The organism is Mesorhizobium australicum WSM2073 (assembly GCF_000230995.2).
Lineage (GTDB): Bacteria > Pseudomonadota > Alphaproteobacteria > Rhizobiales > Rhizobiaceae > Mesorhizobium > Mesorhizobium australicum.
In genome coordinates, this window is record NC_019973.1 from 1846250 (window position 1) to 1863915 (window position 17666).

Consider the following 17666-nt stretch of genomic DNA (forward strand, 5'->3'; position numbering starts at 1 on the left):
TAGGCGCCTGCTTCGCCAATTGCCATTCACTACTGACTACTTCACTACTCACTCCATGAACCCGATCGCCCTCCTCGACTATGCCGGCGTTGCGGTCTTCGCGGCGACGGGGGCGTTGGCGGCGTCGCGCAAACAGCTCGACATTATCGGCTTCCTGTTCCTGGCCAGCGTCACCGGCATCGGCGGCGGCACGCTTCGCGACGTCATCCTCAATCTGCCGGTTTTCTGGGTCGCCAACTCCAGCTACGTGCTGATTTGCGCGGCGGCCGCTGTGCTGGTTTTCTTTGCCGCGCACCGTATGGAATCCCGCTGGAAATGGCTGCTCTGGCTCGACGCCATCGGGCTGGCCGCTTTTTCGGTGATGGGTGCGGCCAAGGGACTGGCCATTACCGGTTCGCCGGTCGTCTCCGTCATCACCGGCGTGCTCACCGCCACGTCCGGCGGCATCCTGCGCGATCTGCTGGCCGGCGAACCCTCGGTGCTGCTGAGGCCGGAAATCTATGTTACGGCCGCTCTCACGGGCGCTGCCATCTTCACGGCTGGCGACGTCACAGGATTGCCGCCGATCGTTTCAGAGCTGGCCGGCTTCGCCGCGGCGTTCGCGGTTCGCGGCGGCGCGCTCCGTTTCGGCTGGACCTTTCCAGCCTACAAGAGCCGGCCCGGCCGGCGGCCGGAAGACATTCCGTGAGGAGAGGGAGTAGGGGAGTGGTCAGTAGTCGCCGAAGCGCGAATCGTGTCGTCTTGACTACTGATTACTGATTACTGACTACTGACTACTGACTACTGACTAATCGCTCACGCAGCGAAGCGCTGCGCTTCCCCGCCATAATAGTTGACGTAGCGGGCACCGATCTCCTTGACCGGCATCACGACGAAAATGTCGACCGTGGAGAATTCGCGGTCGATGACGCAACCATCGCCGATGCGAGCGCCGACCCGCAGATAGCCCTTGACCAGAGGCGGCATCGCCGCGATCGCCGCCTTGGTGTTGACCGCCTCGATCGGCATCAGGTCCATGGAGCAATAGCGCCCGGACACAGCGCGCACGTCCCAGGCCGAGTTGGTGCGGCAGTGATGGGCAAGATAGGTGAGCGCCTCCGCATGCGCGGCCGGCACGGTGCCATGGAACGAGGCGCAGCCGGTCATCACCCCGATCTCGTAGTGATTGATGTAGGCCCAGATGCCTTGCCATAGCGCTTCGATGGTGCGCTTCGAACGGTATTCCGGCAAGACGCAGGAACGGCCGAGTTCAAGGAAACGCTGGCTGGGATGGCGGGCGATGAGCTTGGTCAGCTCGAATTCGCCTTCGGAATAGAAGCCTCCGGCGGTTGCCGCGATTTCTTGCCGCAGCAAGCGATAGGTGCCGACGATACGGCGGTGCTCAGGGCCGGAAAGCGTGGTGTCGAGGACGAGCAGATGGTCGCAGAGCGGGTCGAAGCGGTCGGCGTCGCGGCGGTCCTGCGCCTGGAACAGATCCTTCCTGGCGCCAAGCTCGTCATAGAATACACGGTAACGCACTTCCTGCGCGGCCGCGATCTCGGCCTCGTTGCGGGCGAGCCGCACTTCGAGATTGCCGATACGGCCGAGCGCCGCGCCCTTTATGACGGAATCGACATTACGTCCGGCGAGCAAGGCGCTGCTGGCGTTCGGCCGAGTGTCACATTCCGGCATAACTGTATGCACGAGTGATTCTCCTTCGAGCCATCCCTCTTGGCACGGGGATACGGTGTAGGTGCAACAGGATTGTGACAGTACCGTGATACGGCGTCGCGGGCAATACTTCGTCGGCTGGCGAAAACGGTCAACCGGCTACGTTGCGCCACAAGACCCAGGCGCGTCGCGTTCGCGGGCGCCGAAAATGGGCTGGTTTTTGGCGGCCTTGACCAGCCACGCACCCGGAAAAAGCTGGCTCAAGCGGCGACCTGGCCCTCGACGGCACTGACCAGCGCATCGGGGTCGAGCGGCTTGGTGACGAAGCCGCTGGCGCCGTGGGCGAGCACCGCATGGCGGGTCTTTTCCTGGCTGTCGGCCGACAGCACCATGATCGGCACCGGCGGCACGGAGGCCTCCTCTTCATGGCGGCGGATCGCGGCAATGGCGTCCAGTCCGTCCATGACGGGCATGTGAAGATCCATCAGCACCACGTCGAAGCGGTGCTTGTGGCCGGCACCAGTGACCGCCTCGACGGCGGCCTTGCCATTGCCGACCACCTTGACGCGATGCCCGGCCTTCAACAGCGTCGCGCGGGCCAGCATGGCATTGATGTCGTTGTCCTCGGCGATCAGCACGGACAGGCCCTGCTGGCGTTCGCCTGAGGCACGAAGCGCCGGCGCGCGGCGTTTTTCCGGCTGCGGCTGGGCCAGGACCGGTGCGTGGCTGCTCAAAAGGACACGCAAAAGTGTTCCTCCGCGCACTGGCCGGGCAAGGAAAGTCGCGTAGCCGCTGGCACGAAACTCGCCCAGCATGCCGCGGTCGGTGGGTGCGATCAGCGTGACGGCTTCGCAATCGGAAAACCCATGCTGGCGAAGCCGCTTGAGCAGCCTTCCGTCACTCTCTTCCATGGCCGCGTCGACCAGAAGCACGTCGCAGCCGTCGGCAAAGGATGCGGCCTGAGCCACGGTGGTGGCGATTCCGGCCGCTCCGCCATTGGAGCGGATGGTGCGGGCGATGGCGTCGGCCTCGACGGTGTTCTTGGAGACGATCACGGCGCGTCGCCCGGCAAGCGCGTTCAACCGGCCCTGCGGCGGCTCGGTGGCTGATGTGGCGGGAATCTCGAAGACGAATTCCGATCCCTGGCCAAGCCGGCTGGAAACCGAAATCGTGCCGCCCATGGCGGCCACCAGGCGCTTGGAGATGGCAAGTCCCAGTCCAGCACCGCCATGCGTGCGCGTCGAGGTGCCGTCGGCCTGCTCGAACTCCTCGAAGATGCGCTCCATGTCCTCGTCGCGCAGGCCGGGACCGGTATCGGCGATGGTGAAGCAGATGCGGTCGCTGGTCTCGGTTCGGGCGCGCGCGACGCTGACCAGCACGCCCCCACTGTCGGTGAACTTGATGGCGTTGCCGATGAGGTTGAGCAGCACCTGCCTGACCCGGCCCGGATCGGCGGTGATCAATTGCGGCACATCCGGTTCGACATGGCAGCCGAGGCCGATATTCTTGGCGAAGGCGCGCGCGGCCATCAATTCGATGATGTTGTCGGCGATCTCGCGCACCGACATGGGCTGCGGTTCGGGATCGAAGCGTCCGGCCTCGATCTTGGAATAGTCGAGCAGGTCCTCGATCAGGGCAAGCAAGGCGCTGGCCGAGGTCGAGATGGCGCCGACATAGGTCTGCTGCTCCGGCGAAAGGCTGGTGTCGGCGAGCAGCCTGGCCATGCCCATGATGCCGTTCATCGGCGTGCGGATCTCATGGCTGACGGTGGCGAGGAAGCGCGACTTGGCCTGGCTCGCGAATTCGGCCCGCTCGCGCGCGGTGATCATGGACGATTCAGCGCGCTTGCGTGCTGTGATGTCGCGGGCGATGGCGCGATGCGAGACGGCACCACTGTCCTTTTCGCGCACCGACAACTCGATCCAGGAGAACCAGCGCGGGCCTGTCGGCGTGCGGATGGCAACGTCGGTGGAACTCAGGCATTCATGATCGGAGAAAGCCGCATCGGGAACGATGCCGACCTCGATGCCGAGTTCGGCCAACGTCTTGCCGGCAAGATCGCGCGGATCGGTTTCGACGAGGTCGGCGAACACCTTGTTGGCGTAGACGATGTAGCCGTCGCGGTCGCGATGGATGACGAGATCGCCGAGCGCGTCGATGAGACCGCGAAAGCGCTCCTCGCTTTCCTGCATCTCCCACATGCGGTCGGCCAGCGTCTCGATCTCGGCGCGGTTACGGGCGGTGGTTTCGTCGAGCAGGACCGCGGTGCGGCGTACGCTGCGTCTGGCGCGCAGATGCATGGCCAGGCCAGCAAGGCCGGTTGCCAGCAAGGCAAGGCTGATGAAGACTGGCGCCCCGGTCAGGGATGAGAGGCCGGCCAGCAGCATGACGGCAACGAAGGTCAGGATCGGCAGGCCTTCGCGCTTGGCCGGTTGCTGATCAGGGACCAGCGGCGGCGCGGCGATAAACCGCCGCGCCGATACCGGCGGTTGCGCCGATGCCGCATCGATGTCGTCGCCGGCGTCGGCCTGTTGGCTGTCGGATTCCGCGATCATGCGAGATCCTTTGCCAGACAGAGATTATGCAAAATTGCGGGGGATCGTTCGAATTTTAGCGGATCGGGCGTTTTTGGCCCGGCGGCGACGTATTTGCCACCAATGTGGCAATTCCGCCCCGCGCCTGCCACCCCTGAGCCGGGTCACATGTCGACGACGACGCGGCCACGGATATTGCCGTCGACGATGTCGTGTGCCGCACCGATGATGCCGTCGAAGCCGATGGTCGTGGACAGGCTGGCGAGCTTGTCCACATCGAGATCGGAGCCGATGCGCCGCCAGGCCTCGAGGCGCACGGCTTTCGGCGCCATCACCGAATCGATGCCGAGCAGGGAGACGCCGCGCAGGATGAAGGGGGCGACACTCGACGGAAGATCCATGCCGCCGGCCAGGCCGCAGGCCGCGACCGCGCCGCCATAGGAGGTCATCGACAGCACATTGGCCAGCGTGTGGCTGCCGACCGAATCGATGCCGCCGGCCCAGCGCTCCTTGGCCAACGGCTTGGCGGGTTGGTTGAGCGCGTCGCGCGATATCACCTCGGCGGCGCCGAGGTTGATCAGATAGGGGCTTTCGGCGTTGCGGCCGGTTGACGCGATGACATGGTAGCCGAGGCTGGACAGGATCGAGACCGCGACCGAACCGACGCCGCCGGCAGCACCCGTCACCACGACAGGTCCGCGCTCAGGCAGGATGCCGTGCCGCTCCAGCGCCATGACGCAGAGCATGGCCGTGTAGCCGGCGGTGCCGACCGCCATGGCATCATGCGCGCTCATGCCTTCCGGCAGGGGCACCAGCCAGTCGCCCTTGACGCGGGCGCGCCCGGCATAGGCGCCGAAATGGGTTTCGCCAACACCCCAGCCATTCAGGATGACCTTGTCGCCCTTGCGCCAGTCGGGATTGGAAGAAGAGATGACGGTGCCTGCAAGGTCGATGCCCGGCACCAGCGGCCATCGACGGATCACCGGCGCCTTGCCCGATATCGCCAGTCCATCCTTGTAGTTCACCGTCGTCGCCTCGACCGCGATGGTGACGTCGCCCTCCATCAGATCGGCGTCGGTGAGATCGGTCACGGCGACCGACTGTTTTTTCTCGGCATCGCGCGAAACGAGGATGGCTTTGAAGGTTTCGGTCATCTTTTTCTCCGCGAACTTGCTCGGCGTGACTGTGCGGCGATGGCCGCGCGGGGTCAATCCTCGGAAGGCTTGGCGTTCGGAGGCGTGGGTTCACGCCGCCAGCCGATGAGTTCGTCGAAGACGACCAGGGCCGCGCCCACCGAAATGAAGGCATCGGCAAGGTTGAAGACGGCGAAGGACCAGACCGGCGTGTGGAACAGGATGTAATCGATGACGTGGCTATAGACGGCGCGGTCGATCAGATTGCCCAGCGCGCCGCCGATGATCAGGGCAAAGCCGGTGCGGGCGATGACATGGCCCGATGGCGTGCGCGTGGCGAGGTAAAGCACGAAAGCGACGACCAGCACCGCGATGACAACCAGGCCGATGTCACCGAAGGAGGAGAACATCGAGAAGGCGATGCCGGTGTTGTAGGTGCGAAACAGCGCCAGGAAGGGCAGGAGGTCGAGCTTTTCCTGGAAGGGCAGTCCGGCTTCGACCCGCGTCTTTATCCACTGGTCGAGCGCGATGGCCACGATGACGAGCAGCGCGTAGGGAGACCATGATTTCACGATTGGGCAACCCTCATTGCTGGTCCGAAATTGGTTCGAGCTTCAGCGCGCCGCGCCGGATCTCGAACAGCATGATGCCGGTGGCGACCGCCAGATTGAGCGAATCGGCACGGCCCGCCTGCGGAATCCTGAGCAGCCTGTCGCAGCTTGCCGCCAGGCTTTCGGGCAGGCCCTGCTGCTCATTGCCCATCATCAGCAGCACCGGCCCGCGGGAAAAATCGACCGAGCGATAGTCGACCGCGCCTTTCAGATGCGTGCCGGCAACCAGCCCTGAAAAGCCGCCACGCCAGGCAAGGAATGCCTCCGTAGTTGCCTTGGCCACCGGGATGGCGAAGATCGACCCCATGGTGGCGCGCACCGTTTCCACCGAAAACGGATCGGTCGTGTCGCCGACCAGGATGACGCCCTTGGCGCCGACGGCATCGACGGTGCGGATGACGGTGCCGAGATTGCCGGGATCGCGCACCCGGTCGAGCGCCACCCAGACATCGCCATTGTCGGCACGGATGTCCTTCAGGGCCAGGAATTTCTGCGAGAAGACGCCGACCACCATTTGCGGATTGTCGCGGCGGGTGATGGCGACAAGCACCTTTTCCGATACTTCGAGCACGGTGCCCCCGGCGGCGACCGTGCGTGCCGCGACCTTTTCCACGGCCGCATTGCCGCGTCCTGCCTTGGCGAAAACCAACGTCCTGATCTGCCAGCCCAAGTCGAGCGCATCGATGACCAGCTTCAGCCCCTCGGCCATGAAGGCGTTCTGCTGGTCGCGGAATTTCTTCAAGGCAAGTGCCTTGATGTCCTTGACCAGCGGATTGGCAAGGCTGGTGACTTCCTTCACCTGACCGGGCGCGCCGGCATGCCGTTCGTTCATGTCAGGCCACCCAGCGCGAAAACAGTGACGTCGAAAGCGCCCGGCCGGCGGACTTTTCACGGATGATCAGCTCACCCGATTCAACCTTGCCGCCCATGCCGGCGAACGTGTCGCGCACCAGAGCGTGGATGGCGAAGAAGGAGGCACGGATCGAATAGGCGGTCAGCACCACGGCAAGCGGTCTTGGGGTCAGGATCGAGCGACAGAGGTCCGTCAGATCGGGAAGATCTTCGAACAATTGCCAGACCTCGCCCTTGGGGCCGCGGCCATAGGCCGGCGGATCGAACAGGATGATGTCGTAGCGGCTGCCGCGACGCTCCTCGCGCTCGGCGAACTTGACCGCGTCGTCGACGATCCAGCGGATCGGCTTGCCGCCAAGTCCGGATATCTCCTGGTTTTCGCGAGCCCAGCCGATCGCCTTCTTCGAGGCGTCGACATGGGTGACCTCGGCGCCGGCGCGCGCCGCCACCAGCGAGGCAAGGCCGGTATAGCCGAACAGGTTGAGTACCTTGACTGGCCGCCTGGCGGCCGCGATCAGCCCGGCCATATGGTCCCAGTGCGACGCCTGCTCGGGAAAGACGCCGACATGGCGAAACGAGGTGAAGCGGCCGAGATAGTCGATGCCGTCATGCTTCATCGGCCAGGTTTCGCCGAGCGGCGTCCTGGGAAAACGCCAGCGACCGATGCCTTCCTCGTCGGTGTCACCGGTGAAGATCGCGTCGGCACGCTCCCAGTCCTTTGCCGGCAGAGCTTTCTGCCAGATCGCCTGGCCCTCGGGCCGCACGATGCGGTAGGGGCCATATTGTTCAAGCTTTTGTCCCGCGCCGCTGTCGAGCAGCGCGTAATCCGCGTTGGGTGCCACTTCGAGGATTACCGGAAGTTGCTCAGCGGGCAGGACGCCGTCGCGACGGGCAAGGTTGCGGGGCGTGGATTTCGGTGCGGGCTGGTCCGGCTTCAGGTCTTGCCGCGGCCTGACCTCCGGCCTGGCCACGCCGCGACCTTCCGGTGGACGCGATTGCGCGGCTTCGCCTTTACCCGGCTGGTGCGGGCGGCCGTCGCGGCGTTTGTCGCGAAAAGACTTCAAGAGACAGCTTCTCCGGCGGTTCGGCCCGCTTCTGCCACAGCTATGCCCATCGGCGCAACAAACCCGCGCGACATTGCGATAGCAACGATTGGGCAATTGCGGCGATTGCGGATGGTTTAGCCGCCACGCCCGATCGAAAGCAGTGCGACAACCAGCGAAACGAAGCCGGCAGCCTTGGCCGCCGTGACGGCCATGTGGCCGGTTTCCCAGCGCAGCCGTATGGCTTCGAAATTGTCTGGAATTGGCCCTGGCACCCAGGTGGCGAGAATTTTATTGGCCGGTTTGACGAGAACGAACCAAAGCACGAGGGATAGCGCATAGAGCAAGGTGGCGGCGAGTGCGAACCAGAACGCCGGCCGATCCTGGCGCAGCAGCCACGCCAGCAGTCCCGGGCAGATGATTGCCGCGACATCCAGCGGCGCGCCAATGATTGCGAAGAGCAGGAACTGGCCGTTGAAAACGGTGGCCTCGCGCCAAAGCGCCGGGGACCATCGGGTGAGCCGGGGCACCGATTCCAGGACATGGGCGAAGGACGGCCCGAGGCTGAGCGCAGCGATCATGGTGGCCAAGACAGACCAGAACAGCAGGAAGCCATATAGTCGCATGACGCAACAACGGTTCCGGGCCGAAGCCGTTCCGAACGGCCGCACTTGCCATTGCCGCGGCCCCAGCCCTATCGTTTGGCACTCCGGCACTGCGGGCCGATTAGCGGGCAAGCGTTGGCCGACGGACAACTGGCCAATTAGGAACAGAAATGAGCGCGTATTGGATCGCCGTGGCGTCGGCCGAACATGTCCGGCGCGGCCGCAAGGGCGGCTTCATGCAGGTCAACCATGGCAAGGCGGCACCGCTGCGCCGCGTCAGGCCCGGTGATGGCATCGTCTATTATTCGCCGACCACGGTTTTGGGGGAGAAAGACGGTCTGCAGGCGTTCACGGCGATCGGCATGGTGCGGGAAGGAGACCCCTATCAAGGCGACATGGGCGGCGGCTTCACGCCGTTCCGTCGCGATGTCGACTGGGCGCAGGCACAGGAAACGCCGATCAAGCAATTGCTTGAGAGGCTGGAGTTCACCTCAGGCAAATCGAACTGGGGTTACCCGTTGCGCTTTGGCTTGTTCCCGATCAGCGTGGCAGATTTCGCTTTGATCGCGGAGACGATGGGCGCCAAACTCGCTTCGACTAGCCCCTGAGCGCCTTGTAGACGGCAATGCCGGCGGCCAAGTCCTCCAGCGCGGCACCGACCGACTTGAACAGCGTAATCTCGTCCGGGCTGCCGCGACCTTCCTTTTGGCCGCGCGCCAGTTCGTGCAGGTCGGCGACGATGGCTTGTGGTTTCAGCACGCCTGAGGCCAGTGGCTGGAGGATGTCGCCGGCTTCCTTGGTGGCGCCGGCGCGGGTGTCGACATAGACGCGGGCGCGCATGACCGCGTCGTCGTCGCTTTCGCGCATCGCAGGCGTAAAGCCGCCGACCAAGTCGACATGGGTTCCCGGCCGCAGCAACGTGCCCTTGATCAGCGGCGTGGTGGTGATTGTCGCCGAGGAGATGATGTCGGCTTGGCCAAGCTCGGCATCGAGATCGGTCGCGGCGCTGGCCGCGAAGCCCTCGGCGCGCAGATCGGCCGCGACTTTCTCGGCGTTGGCCGGGGTGCGGTTCCAGATGCGGATGGTCTTGATTGGCCGCACGGCGCTGTGCGCCTTGGCCAGGAAGGGCGACAGCGCGCCGGCGCCGACCACGAGCAGCCGCGAGGCATCGTCGCGGGCGAGATAGGACGCCGCGAGGGCCGAGGCGCACGCCGTGCGCCACTGCGTCAGCCGCTGGCCGTCGATCAGGGCTTCCGGCTCGCCGGTGCTGCCATCGAGCAGGAGATAGAGCCCCATCACGGCGGGCTTGCCGACGGCGTTGTTGTCGGGCGAGACGGTGACGATCTTGACGCCGATATGGCCGCCGGCGGAACGGCCCGCGGCGTGAAAATCGGTCCATGCGGGCATCAGCAGCAAGGTCGACGCCGCGCCGTCAGGCCTTTCGACCGTGTGATGATGCCTGACCGGCTGCACCGCGCCCTCGCGAAATGCCGTGCGCAATGTCTCGACCAGTCCAGGAAAGGTCAGCGCACGATCGACCTCAGCGGCCGAAATGGTCAGCATGAAAAGCTCCGTGAAAAGAAACGCGCCGACCTGCGGCTCAATTGGTCGGCTTCGGCAACGCCGACCCTTGGGCCGGTGCTTGGGCTGATGCCTGCGGCACCGAGGGCGTGCGGCTGACTGCCTGGCGCAGGTTTTCGGCCTCGACACCGCGCTGGCGAGCCAGTTTGCGGTAGTGGCCCTGCTTCACCCATGTCGCCAGGCTGCCGACGACCATGCCGATGGCGAGCGCCAGGAACAGGAAGATGAACAGCGGCAAGGTGAGTGTCAGCTTCGGATTTCCGGGATTGAAGGGGTCCAGCGTGAAGGCGACGAGTTCGCGGTTGGCGACGGCCAAAGCGATCAGGATGATCGCCAGGGGCACGAAGACCACGATGAGCATGAAGCGATTGAGCATGATGTTTTCCGTCGCAAGCGGGCCGATAAGGCCGTCCAGCGCTGACGCGCCTACTTGCCGCCGTTCAGCCTTTCACGCAACTCCTTGCCGGTCTTGAAGAACGGCACCCATTTCTCCTCGACCTCGACGGATTCGCCGGTGCGCGGGTTGCGGCCGGTGCGGGCAGGTCGGTTCTTCACCGAAAAAGCGCCGAAACCGCGCAATTCGACCCGGTTGCCCTCGGCAAGCGCGTCGGTGATTTCATCGAAGATCGCGCCGACGATGTTTTCGACGTCGCGCAGGAAAAGATGCGGATTGCGCGTGGCAATAATCTGCACAAGCTCGGACTTGATCATCAGACGGGTCCCCGTGAAAGCAGTTCGGCCAAAATTATCAGGATGATTTTATTTGCTTTTTTAGCTGTCCCAACGCGTCTCAAGGGTGCCAGACGGAAACGAGACCGTCAAGAAACAAGCGGTCGGCGCCAAGTTCATGGATCACGTCGCCGCCGGAGTCCGGCAGGCCGAGCGCGCCGGCGATCGTGCGTGCCATCGCCTTCGAGAACAGGAAACCGCCGCGCCGTTCCGTGTCCTTCCACTCGACCACCTTGAGCTTGGCATCGACACCCTTGGTCGCCAGCCAGTCGATCGCCACGGACTCGCCGCCGACGGCGTCGATCAGCCCGTTGGCAACACCCTGGCGGCCAGTGAAGATCGAACCGTCGGCCAGCGCCAGCGCCTGTTCGTGGGTCATCTTGCGACGTTCGGCGACGATGCCGACGAACCAGTCGTAGCTGTCCAGAATGAGCTTGCGGACCATGGCGCGCTCGTCGTCATTGGTCGGCTTGAAGGGCGAGGGTGAGGCTTTCAGCGGCGAGGACTTGACCTCCTCCAGCTTGACGCCGAGCTTGTCCATCAGGCCGCTGACGTCGGGATACTGGATCAGCACGCCGATCGAGCCGACGATCGAGGTCTTGCGGGCGACAATATGGTCGGCGGCACTGGCGATCATGTAACCCGCCGACGCGGCGAGCGTGCCGACCTCGGCCACGACAGGCTTGTCGGCGGCCAGCTTGCGCACCTCCTCGTAGATCGATTCCCCGCCGACGGTGGTGCCGCCAGGAGAATCGACCACAAGGATCACGCCTTTTACTTTCGGCGACTGGCGGATAGCCTCCAGCCGCTTGATCAGTTCGTCGTCCTCGGTGATGGTGCCTTCGATCCTGACCTTGGCGATGTGGTCGGCGGCGGAGCCGCCGAAATCGTCGCCATAGAACCAGGCCGACACCGCAATCACCCCGAGCGCCACGATGCCGAAGGCCGCGACACGCCAGAAAGTCAGCTTGCGCCGCAAGCGGCGGCGGTCGATCAGGTCGTCGGCTCTCAATGCCATCGTCAGCCTCACAGTCATCGGGAAGAGACGCTTTTAGACCATGATGTCTTGATCGGGAAGCAGTTCCGTCCCGCACATGGCGCGGCAATCCGCGCGCGGCGGTGCGTGTTGTCTGTTTTGTGACTGGCCTGTGCGGGCGACGCAAGGTAAGTGGGAAGAACTTCGGTGGTGAAAAAAGACGCAAGGGCGTCTATTTCTGCTATGAAGCACTGGCTGTTGCGCTGACCCGGGTTTCGTTTGTGCACGGCAGCTGTCACATTTTTGCGGTTTTCGTCGGCTTGTGCTTGCGCGAGGGCGCTGGCGTCCCACCTATAGGCGGTGCTCCCGGGGCAGGGTTTTAGAAGAAAGCAGTCATGTTAGCGCGACCGAATGAACCGACCAGCCCGGAGACGGAGTTGGCTCCCCCGGCGGATGACTGGACGCGGGGCGAAGCTTTCGACCGCGCCCAGCGTCATTCACGCCGCGTGCGCGTGCTCAAATTCGCCGTGCCCTTGGCCGCGGCATTGATCGCCGTCGCCTTCCCAGTCTATTCCTACCTCGCCGCGCCCGTTTCCGTCGCGGTGCAGGCCGAAGGCACCGCCTTCTCGAACGGTAAGCTGGTGATGGCCAATCCCAAACTCAATGGTTTCACCAAGCAGAAGCAGCCCTATTCGATGACGGCGCTGCGCGCCATCCAGGATGTGAGCACGCAAGGCATCATCGAACTCGAAGGCATCGACGCCAAGGTGCCGATCGCCCCCGACAATGTCGCGGCGATTAAAGCCTCGCGCGGTACCTACGATCGCGACGGCAATACGATGAAGCTGAACAGCGACGTCACCATCAGCACGACCGACGGCCTGCAGGCCAAGTTCAAATCCGTCTTCCTCGACATGGGCAAAGGCACTATGAAGACGGATGATCCCGTCGATGTCAGCCGTGGCGGGTCGCAGATCAGGGCGGATTCGATGTCGGTCCAGGACAATGGCAAGATCCTGGTGTTCGAGAACAAGGTTCGTGTCAACATCGATCCCGCCGTTCTGAAGGCGGCTGAGGCAAAGGGCGAAGAAGCGAATGTGGCTCAATAATTCGACACGGCTTGCGGCCGCAACTTCGGCGCTGTTCCTGCTCAGCCTGGCGCCGTCGCTGGCGCAGTCGGGAGCGGCCAGCCAGGTGTCCGGTCTCAAACTGGCCGGCGACAAGCCGATCCAGATCGAAAGCGACAAGCTGGAAGTCCACCAGGCTGACAGCGTCGCGATCTTCACCGGCAATGTCACCGTCGTCCAGGGGCCGACGCTGATGAAGGCCGGCAAGATGATGGTCTACTACGTCAAGGACCCCAATGCGGGCGCCAAGGGCGCCGAAGCCGCCGGGGCGGCAGCCATGACCGGCTCGGCCAACATCGATCACCTGGAGATCTCCGACAAGGTCTACATCAAGTCGGATCAGCAGGTCGCGACCGGCGATCAGGGCAGTTTCGACATGAAGAGCCAGGTGCTGGTGCTTTCGGGCAAAAAGGTCGTCCTTTCGCAAAACGACAATGTGCTGGTCGGCTGCAAGCTCACCGTGCAGATGAAAACCGGGCTGGCCCAGGTCGATCCATGTGCTGGGCAGCGTGTGCAGATGTCGATCACACCGCCGCCGAAATCGGGAGCGACGAACCCCTGATGGTCAGCCTGTCGTCGCTGACGGCGCGTCTTCCGGGACGGGCCGCAGGCAAGCTTTCGGCGCCGGCCACGGTCGACAAGGCGAAGTTCAAGGGAACCTTGATCGCCAAGGGTCTGACCAAGAGCTACAAGGGCCGCAAGGTCGTCAGCGGCGTCACGCTGGGCGTGCGCGCAGGCGAGGCCGTCGGGCTGCTCGGCCCCAACGGCGCCGGCAAGACGACCTGTTTCTACATGGTCACCGGCCTGGTGCCGGTGGATGAAGGCACGATCGAGATCGACGGCTTCGACGTCACCTCGATGCCGATGTATCGTCGCGCGCGCCTCGGCATCGGCTATCTGCCTCAGGAGGCCTCGATCTTTCGCGGGCTCAATGTCGAGCAGAACATCCGCGCCGTGCTCGAAGTGGTCGAAAAGGATCGCAAGGTCCGCGAGCGCAACCTCGACGAACTGCTCGAGGAATTTCACATCAGCCATCTGCGCAAGGCGCCATCCATGTCGCTCTCGGGCGGCGAAAGGCGGCGCCTGGAAATCGCGCGCGCGCTGGCGACGCGCCCGGCCTACATGCTGCTCGACGAGCCCTTCGCCGGCATCGATCCGATCGCCGTCGCCGATATTCAGCAATTGGTGCGTCACCTGACGGCGCGCGGCATCGGGGTCCTCATCACCGACCACAATGTGCGTGAGACGCTCGGCCTGATCGACCGCGCCTACATCATCCACGCCGGCCAGGTGCTCACTCATGGCCGCGCCGACGAAGTGGTGGCAAATCCCGACGTGCGGCGGCTTTATCTCGGCGAGGGTTTTACGCTCTGAGCGTGAAATTTGTTTCCTGATACGATTTTTTGCGCGCCGGCGACCTGTTTTCCGCGATTTTGCTCCGGGATAACGCTCCGGTAAGCGGGTTTTGCTAGGCTTTGCCTTGACAAGCAAAAGCCGGGCCAGTTTCTATGGCCGGCCGTGAAATTGATTTCCGGAAGTTGGGGACGCGTAGAGGAGGCGTTTGAAACCGAACCATGGCATTGGCGGCCAAACTACAGCTCCGACAGTCGCAGTCGCTGGTGATGACGCCGCAGCTGATGCAGTCGATTCGGCTGCTGCAGTTCACCCATACCGAGTTAGAGCATTTCATCGACGAGGAGATCGAGCGCAACCCGCTTCTGGAGCGCGCCGAGCCGCAGGATGATGCCGCGAGCGACCAGGCGCAGAAGCTCGACGTAGAGCCGCAAGCGTCCGCCGATGGCGACTGGTTCGAGAACGAGGCGGGATGGAGTGCCGAGGCCATCTCGGAAAAGCTCGATACGTCGCTGGAAAACCTGTTTCCCGACGATCCCGGCACCAGCGAGCGGTTGGGCCCCGACCTGACGGCGCAATGGAAATCGGCTTCGGGCAGTGGAGGCTCCTCGTCCGAGGGGCTCGACGCCGGCGACATGGCTGCGAGCGGGATCACGCTGCGCGACCATGTCGGCGAGCAAGTCGCGCTCGCCTTCATCGATCCCGTCGCGCGGCTGATCGCCGGAGAACTTGCCGATGGGCTGGACGAAACCGGCTATGTCAGGGCCGATCTGGCGGAGATCGCCACGCGGCTTGGCACCGACGAGGTGGCGGTGGGCAAGGTGCTGGCGGTGTGCCAGACCTTCGAGCCGGCCGGCCTGTTTGCCCGCGACCTCGCGGAATGCCTTTCGCTGCAGCTTGCCGTGCGTGACCGTCTCGATCCGGCCATGAAGGCCCTGGTCGCCAATCTCGAACTGCTGGCGCGCCGCGATTTCCAGACGCTGAAGCGGCTCTGCGGCGTCGACGAGGAGGATTTGCTGGACATGCTGGCCGAAATCCGGGCGCTCGATCCGCGGCCGGGCATGGCGTTTTCTGGCGGCGCCAGCGATGCGATCGTCGCCGATGTCGAGGTGCGGGCGGCCAATGACGGCAGCTGGACCGTCGAACTCAATGCCGAAACGCTGCCGCGCGTGCTCGTCGACCACATCTATTTCGCCCAGGTGTCGCCGCACGCGAAGAACCAGGCGGAAAAGGATTTCCTGGCCGAGTGCCTGCAGAACGCCAACTGGCTGACACGGAGCCTCGACCAGCGGGCCAAGACGATCCTCAAAGTGGCCTCGGAAATCGTGCGCCAGCAGGACGCCTTCCTGGTCCATGGCGTGCGCCAGCTGAAGCCACTCAACCTGCGCACGGTGGCAGACGCCATCGGCATGCACGAATCGACGGTCAGCCGGGTGACCGCCAACAAATACATGCTCACCCCGCGCGGCGTGTTCGAGCTGCGCTATTTCTTCACGGCCTCGATCGCGGCATCGGGTGGTGGCGATGCGCATTCCTCGGAAGCGGTGCGTGATCGCATCAAGCAAATGATCGACGAGGAGAAGCCCGTCGATGTGCTGTCGGACGATGCTATTGTCGACATGCTCAGGGAAAGCGGCGTCGATATCGCCCGGCGCACGGTCGCCAAGTACCGGGAGGGCATGAATATTCCCTCCTCGGTACAGCGCCGGCGCGAGAAACGGGCGCTCGCCAGCGCCGGCCGCTAGGCGTTCACGATTTCCACAGCTTTCAAGTTTCATTGACAAGCCACGGTGAAGTGGCTAGAAGCCCGCCCGCATGAGACGGGCTTGATGCCCGCTAGCGGATGGTCCGTCACGACAATGACCCGGGACGGTCAAGAAGGCGGCTTGTGATCAACCGGAAAGTTCGGATTTAAATCGGCGCGAGTGACGCCGCAAAGCTTGTGCGCACGGATCACGAGTATAAACTCGGGCCAGTTTGAAGCCTGAGCAAGGAAGGTCAGTTTTCAGATGAATCTGCGCATTTCGGGAAAGCACATGGATATCGGCGATGCGTTCCGTACACGCATCAACGATCGTGTCGGTGAAGCGATCGGCAAATATTTCGATCGCGGCTTCGCGGGGCATGTCACCGTCATCAAATCGGGCTCGCGCTATTCCGCGGATTGCATGATCCGGCTGGATTCCGGCGCCTCGCTGCAGGCCACCGGCGATGCCCAGGACCCGACACTCGCCTTCGAGGCCGCGGCCGATCGGCTGGAGACCCGGCTTCGGCGATACAAGCGCCGTCTGAAATCGCACAATTCAGGCAATGGCAATGGCGAGTTGACCGACATCGCTTACACGGTGATGGCACCGCTTGCCGATGACGATGAGGAAATCCCGGAGGATTTCGCACCGGCCATCGTCGCCGAATCGACCATGACGCTGAAGACCATGTCGGTGGCCTCGGCGGTCATCGAACTCGATACCAAGGACAGTCCCGTGCTTGTTTTCCGCAATGCCGGAACCGACCATCTCAACATCGTCTATCGCCGGCCCGACGGAAACATCGGCTGGATCGATCCGTCCACGACCAAAGTCGCACAGGGATAAAAGCCAGCCGCACGAGGGGTGGGGACTGGCGCGGCAGGCGAACAAGGATTTTCAAGCATGGATCTGAGCGATCTTATCAGCGTTCCGGCGATTTTGCCGGCGTTGAAGGCGAACTCCAAGAAGCAGCTACTGCAATTGCTGTCCGAGCGGGCAGCAACGATTTCGGGCATTCCGGAACGGGAGGTGTTCGACACCATCCTGCAGCGCGAGCGCCTGGGCTCGACCGGCGTCGGCAACGGCATCGCCATCCCGCACGGCAAGCTCGCGGGCGTGAAGCGCATCGCCGGCGTTTTCGCCCGGCTGGAGACGCCGGTCGATTTCGAATCACTGGATGACCAGCCGGTCGATCTGGTGTTCCTGCTGCTGGCGCCCGAAGGGGCGGGTGCCGATCATCTCAAGGCACTGTCCCGCATTGCGCGCGTGCTGCGCGACGCCGACACCGTGGCCAAGGTCAGGGGCACGCGCGACGCCGCGGCGATCCATGCGCTTTTGTCGGATACGCAGGCCTCGCACGCGGCCTGAAGCCATCTTTTTAAATATTGCTCCAAGGGCCGCCATGAGCGGCCCTTTTCAGTTCAGCCAACCAATTGTCTTTAATGAATGGCGACGGTGGTCAGGTCGTTTTCCATGGCGCCGGCCAGCGCGCGGTCACGCGCGTCGGAAAGCAGGATCGGCTGGCCATTGGCCCCAAACAGGGCCCACAGCTCCATGCCGGGCGCGATTTCACCGATGTTGGGGAAGCGGCCGAGCAGTTCGTCGCTCGAGACCTTGCGCAGATAGGCGACAGAGCCTTCGCCGAGATGGGCGAATTCGCCGCTGGTCATGGTGATGGTTTCGTCAGTTCTGGTCATTTCAAGCCTCCTTGGCGCGAGGACGCC

At 63.8% G+C, this 17666-nt stretch carries 20 protein-coding genes; 8 read left to right on the plus strand and 12 right to left on the minus strand.

Annotated elements, in window-relative coordinates:
* Window positions 1-55: 55 nt before the first annotated feature.
* Window positions 56-688: a trimeric intracellular cation channel family protein gene (locus MESAU_RS08825; protein ID WP_015315703.1), complete on the plus strand. Its 633-nt coding sequence runs from the start codon at window positions 56-58 to the stop codon at window positions 686-688.
* Between the two features lie 107 nt (window positions 689-795).
* On the opposite strand, the gene olsB is transcribed toward MESAU_RS08825, so the two are convergent.
* From olsB to MESAU_RS08860, 7 genes are all read right to left on the minus strand, one after another.
* Window positions 796-1671 carry a l-ornithine N(alpha)-acyltransferase gene (gene olsB, locus MESAU_RS08830; RefSeq protein ID WP_041163320.1) on the minus strand — a complete coding sequence of 292 codons (876 nt, stop codon included), beginning with the start codon at window positions 1669-1671 and terminating at the stop codon, window positions 796-798.
* A gap of 239 nt (window positions 1672-1910) precedes the next feature.
* Complete coding sequence (locus MESAU_RS08835; protein ID WP_015315705.1) at window positions 1911-4205, minus strand: PAS domain-containing hybrid sensor histidine kinase/response regulator; 2295 nt, start codon at window positions 4203-4205, stop codon at window positions 1911-1913.
* 143 nt (window positions 4206-4348) lie between these two features.
* A complete protein-coding gene (gene acuI / locus MESAU_RS08840; protein WP_015315706.1) occupies window positions 4349-5338 on the minus strand; it encodes an acrylyl-CoA reductase (NADPH) in 990 nt (329 codons plus the stop codon).
* A gap of 53 nt (window positions 5339-5391) precedes the next feature.
* The gene (gene lspA / locus MESAU_RS08845; RefSeq protein WP_015315707.1) at window positions 5392-5889 is read right to left on the minus strand and encodes a signal peptidase II; all 498 of its coding nucleotides are present in this window, start codon (window positions 5887-5889) and stop codon (window positions 5392-5394) included.
* 13 nt (window positions 5890-5902) lie between these two features.
* Window positions 5903-6760: a TrmH family RNA methyltransferase gene (locus MESAU_RS08850; RefSeq protein ID WP_015315708.1), complete on the minus strand. Its 858-nt coding sequence runs from the start codon at window positions 6758-6760 to the stop codon at window positions 5903-5905.
* A gap of 1 nt (window position 6761) precedes the next feature.
* Entirely contained in the window at window positions 6762-7844 is a 1083-nt protein-coding gene (locus tag MESAU_RS08855) for an RsmD family RNA methyltransferase (RefSeq protein ID WP_015315709.1), read from the minus strand.
* 116 nt (window positions 7845-7960) lie between these two features.
* A complete protein-coding gene (locus MESAU_RS08860; RefSeq protein ID WP_015315710.1) occupies window positions 7961-8449 on the minus strand; it encodes a hypothetical protein in 489 nt (162 codons plus the stop codon).
* 149 nt (window positions 8450-8598) lie between these two features.
* Here MESAU_RS08860 and MESAU_RS08865 point away from each other — a divergent pair, with 149 nt between their 5' ends.
* Complete coding sequence (locus tag MESAU_RS08865; RefSeq protein WP_015315711.1) at window positions 8599-9036, plus strand: EVE domain-containing protein; 438 nt, start codon at window positions 8599-8601, stop codon at window positions 9034-9036.
* Here the strand turns inward: MESAU_RS08865 and lhpI are convergent.
* The 4 genes from lhpI to sppA all read right to left on the minus strand — a co-directional run bounded on the left by lhpI (window position 9026) and on the right by sppA (window position 11756).
* Window positions 9026-9991 (minus strand): bifunctional Delta(1)-pyrroline-2-carboxylate/Delta(1)-piperideine-2-carboxylate reductase, encoded by a 966-nt coding sequence (gene lhpI, locus MESAU_RS08870; RefSeq protein ID WP_015315712.1) that lies wholly within the window; start codon window positions 9989-9991, stop codon window positions 9026-9028. The two genes, MESAU_RS08865 and lhpI, sit on opposite strands and share 11 nt — an antisense overlap.
* Before the next feature lie 37 nt (window positions 9992-10028).
* Window positions 10029-10385, minus strand: coding sequence for a hypothetical protein (locus MESAU_RS08875; RefSeq protein WP_015315713.1), 357 nt, complete (start codon window positions 10383-10385; stop codon window positions 10029-10031).
* A gap of 50 nt (window positions 10386-10435) precedes the next feature.
* Entirely contained in the window at window positions 10436-10720 is a 285-nt protein-coding gene (locus tag MESAU_RS08880; protein ID WP_006200394.1) for an integration host factor subunit beta, read from the minus strand.
* A gap of 79 nt (window positions 10721-10799) precedes the next feature.
* Window positions 10800-11756, minus strand: a complete 957-nt coding sequence (gene sppA, locus MESAU_RS08885) for a signal peptide peptidase SppA (RefSeq protein ID WP_015315714.1) — start codon at window positions 11754-11756, stop codon at window positions 10800-10802.
* 353 nt (window positions 11757-12109) lie between these two features.
* On the opposite strand from sppA, the gene lptC reads away from it, so the two are divergent.
* The 6 genes from lptC (at window position 12110) to ptsN (ending at window position 17310) form a co-directional block, all read left to right on the plus strand.
* Entirely contained in the window at window positions 12110-12823 is a 714-nt protein-coding gene (gene lptC, locus MESAU_RS08890) for an LPS export ABC transporter periplasmic protein LptC (RefSeq protein WP_015315715.1), read from the plus strand.
* The gene (locus MESAU_RS08895; protein ID WP_015315716.1) at window positions 12810-13403 is read left to right on the plus strand and encodes an LptA/OstA family protein; all 594 of its coding nucleotides are present in this window, start codon (window positions 12810-12812) and stop codon (window positions 13401-13403) included. Before lptC ends, MESAU_RS08895 begins: the two co-directional genes overlap by 14 nt.
* Window positions 13403-14215, plus strand: a complete 813-nt coding sequence (lptB, locus tag MESAU_RS08900) for an LPS export ABC transporter ATP-binding protein (RefSeq protein ID WP_015315717.1) — start codon at window positions 13403-13405, stop codon at window positions 14213-14215. The genes MESAU_RS08895 and lptB overlap by 1 nt, the downstream gene beginning before the upstream one ends.
* 200 nt (window positions 14216-14415) lie before the next feature.
* Window positions 14416-15939 (plus strand): RNA polymerase factor sigma-54, encoded by a 1524-nt coding sequence (gene rpoN, locus MESAU_RS08905; protein ID WP_015315718.1) that lies wholly within the window; start codon window positions 14416-14418, stop codon window positions 15937-15939.
* A 264-nt stretch (window positions 15940-16203) separates the two neighbouring features.
* Window positions 16204-16788 (plus strand): ribosome hibernation-promoting factor, HPF/YfiA family, encoded by a 585-nt coding sequence (gene hpf, locus MESAU_RS08910; protein WP_015315719.1) that lies wholly within the window; start codon window positions 16204-16206, stop codon window positions 16786-16788.
* A gap of 57 nt (window positions 16789-16845) precedes the next feature.
* The gene (ptsN, locus tag MESAU_RS08915; RefSeq protein WP_015315720.1) at window positions 16846-17310 is read left to right on the plus strand and encodes a PTS IIA-like nitrogen regulatory protein PtsN; all 465 of its coding nucleotides are present in this window, start codon (window positions 16846-16848) and stop codon (window positions 17308-17310) included.
* Between the two features lie 71 nt (window positions 17311-17381).
* On the opposite strand, the gene MESAU_RS08920 is transcribed toward ptsN, so the two are convergent.
* Window positions 17382-17639 carry a BQ00720 family protein gene (locus MESAU_RS08920; protein WP_015315721.1) on the minus strand — a complete coding sequence of 86 codons (258 nt, stop codon included), beginning with the start codon at window positions 17637-17639 and terminating at the stop codon, window positions 17382-17384.
* Window positions 17640-17666 lie beyond the last annotated feature (27 nt).

What these genes read in the sequence shown, in the direction of transcription:
- MESAU_RS08825 (WP_015315703.1), top strand. Translation starts at nt 56, where the DNA reads ATGAACCCGATCGCCCTCCTCGACTATGCCGGCGTTGCGGTCTTCGCG.
- olsB (WP_041163320.1), bottom strand. Translation starts at nt 1,671, where the DNA reads ATGCCGGAATGTGACACTCGGCCGAACGCCAGCAGCGCCTTGCTCGCC.
- MESAU_RS08835 (WP_015315705.1), bottom strand. Translation starts at nt 4,205, where the DNA reads ATGATCGCGGAATCCGACAGCCAACAGGCCGACGCCGGCGACGACATC.
- acuI (WP_015315706.1), bottom strand. Translation starts at nt 5,338, where the DNA reads ATGACCGAAACCTTCAAAGCCATCCTCGTTTCGCGCGATGCCGAGAAA.
- MESAU_RS08850 (WP_015315708.1), bottom strand. Translation starts at nt 6,760, where the DNA reads ATGAACGAACGGCATGCCGGCGCGCCCGGTCAGGTGAAGGAAGTCACC.
- MESAU_RS08860 (WP_015315710.1), bottom strand. Translation starts at nt 8,449, where the DNA reads ATGCGACTATATGGCTTCCTGCTGTTCTGGTCTGTCTTGGCCACCATG.
- MESAU_RS08865 (WP_015315711.1), top strand. Translation starts at nt 8,599, where the DNA reads ATGAGCGCGTATTGGATCGCCGTGGCGTCGGCCGAACATGTCCGGCGC.
- lhpI (WP_015315712.1), bottom strand. Translation starts at nt 9,991, where the DNA reads ATGCTGACCATTTCGGCCGCTGAGGTCGATCGTGCGCTGACCTTTCCT.
- MESAU_RS08875 (WP_015315713.1), bottom strand. Translation starts at nt 10,385, where the DNA reads ATGCTCAATCGCTTCATGCTCATCGTGGTCTTCGTGCCCCTGGCGATC.
- MESAU_RS08880 (WP_006200394.1), bottom strand. Translation starts at nt 10,720, where the DNA reads ATGATCAAGTCCGAGCTTGTGCAGATTATTGCCACGCGCAATCCGCAT.
- sppA (WP_015315714.1), bottom strand. Translation starts at nt 11,756, where the DNA reads ATGGCATTGAGAGCCGACGACCTGATCGACCGCCGCCGCTTGCGGCGC.
- lptC (WP_015315715.1), top strand. Translation starts at nt 12,110, where the DNA reads ATGTTAGCGCGACCGAATGAACCGACCAGCCCGGAGACGGAGTTGGCT.
- MESAU_RS08895 (WP_015315716.1), top strand. Translation starts at nt 12,810, where the DNA reads ATGTGGCTCAATAATTCGACACGGCTTGCGGCCGCAACTTCGGCGCTG.
- lptB (WP_015315717.1), top strand. Translation starts at nt 13,403, where the DNA reads ATGGTCAGCCTGTCGTCGCTGACGGCGCGTCTTCCGGGACGGGCCGCA.
- rpoN (WP_015315718.1), top strand. Translation starts at nt 14,416, where the DNA reads ATGGCATTGGCGGCCAAACTACAGCTCCGACAGTCGCAGTCGCTGGTG.
- hpf (WP_015315719.1), top strand. Translation starts at nt 16,204, where the DNA reads ATGAATCTGCGCATTTCGGGAAAGCACATGGATATCGGCGATGCGTTC.
- ptsN (WP_015315720.1), top strand. Translation starts at nt 16,846, where the DNA reads ATGGATCTGAGCGATCTTATCAGCGTTCCGGCGATTTTGCCGGCGTTG.
- MESAU_RS08920 (WP_015315721.1), bottom strand. Translation starts at nt 17,639, where the DNA reads ATGACCAGAACTGACGAAACCATCACCATGACCAGCGGCGAATTCGCC.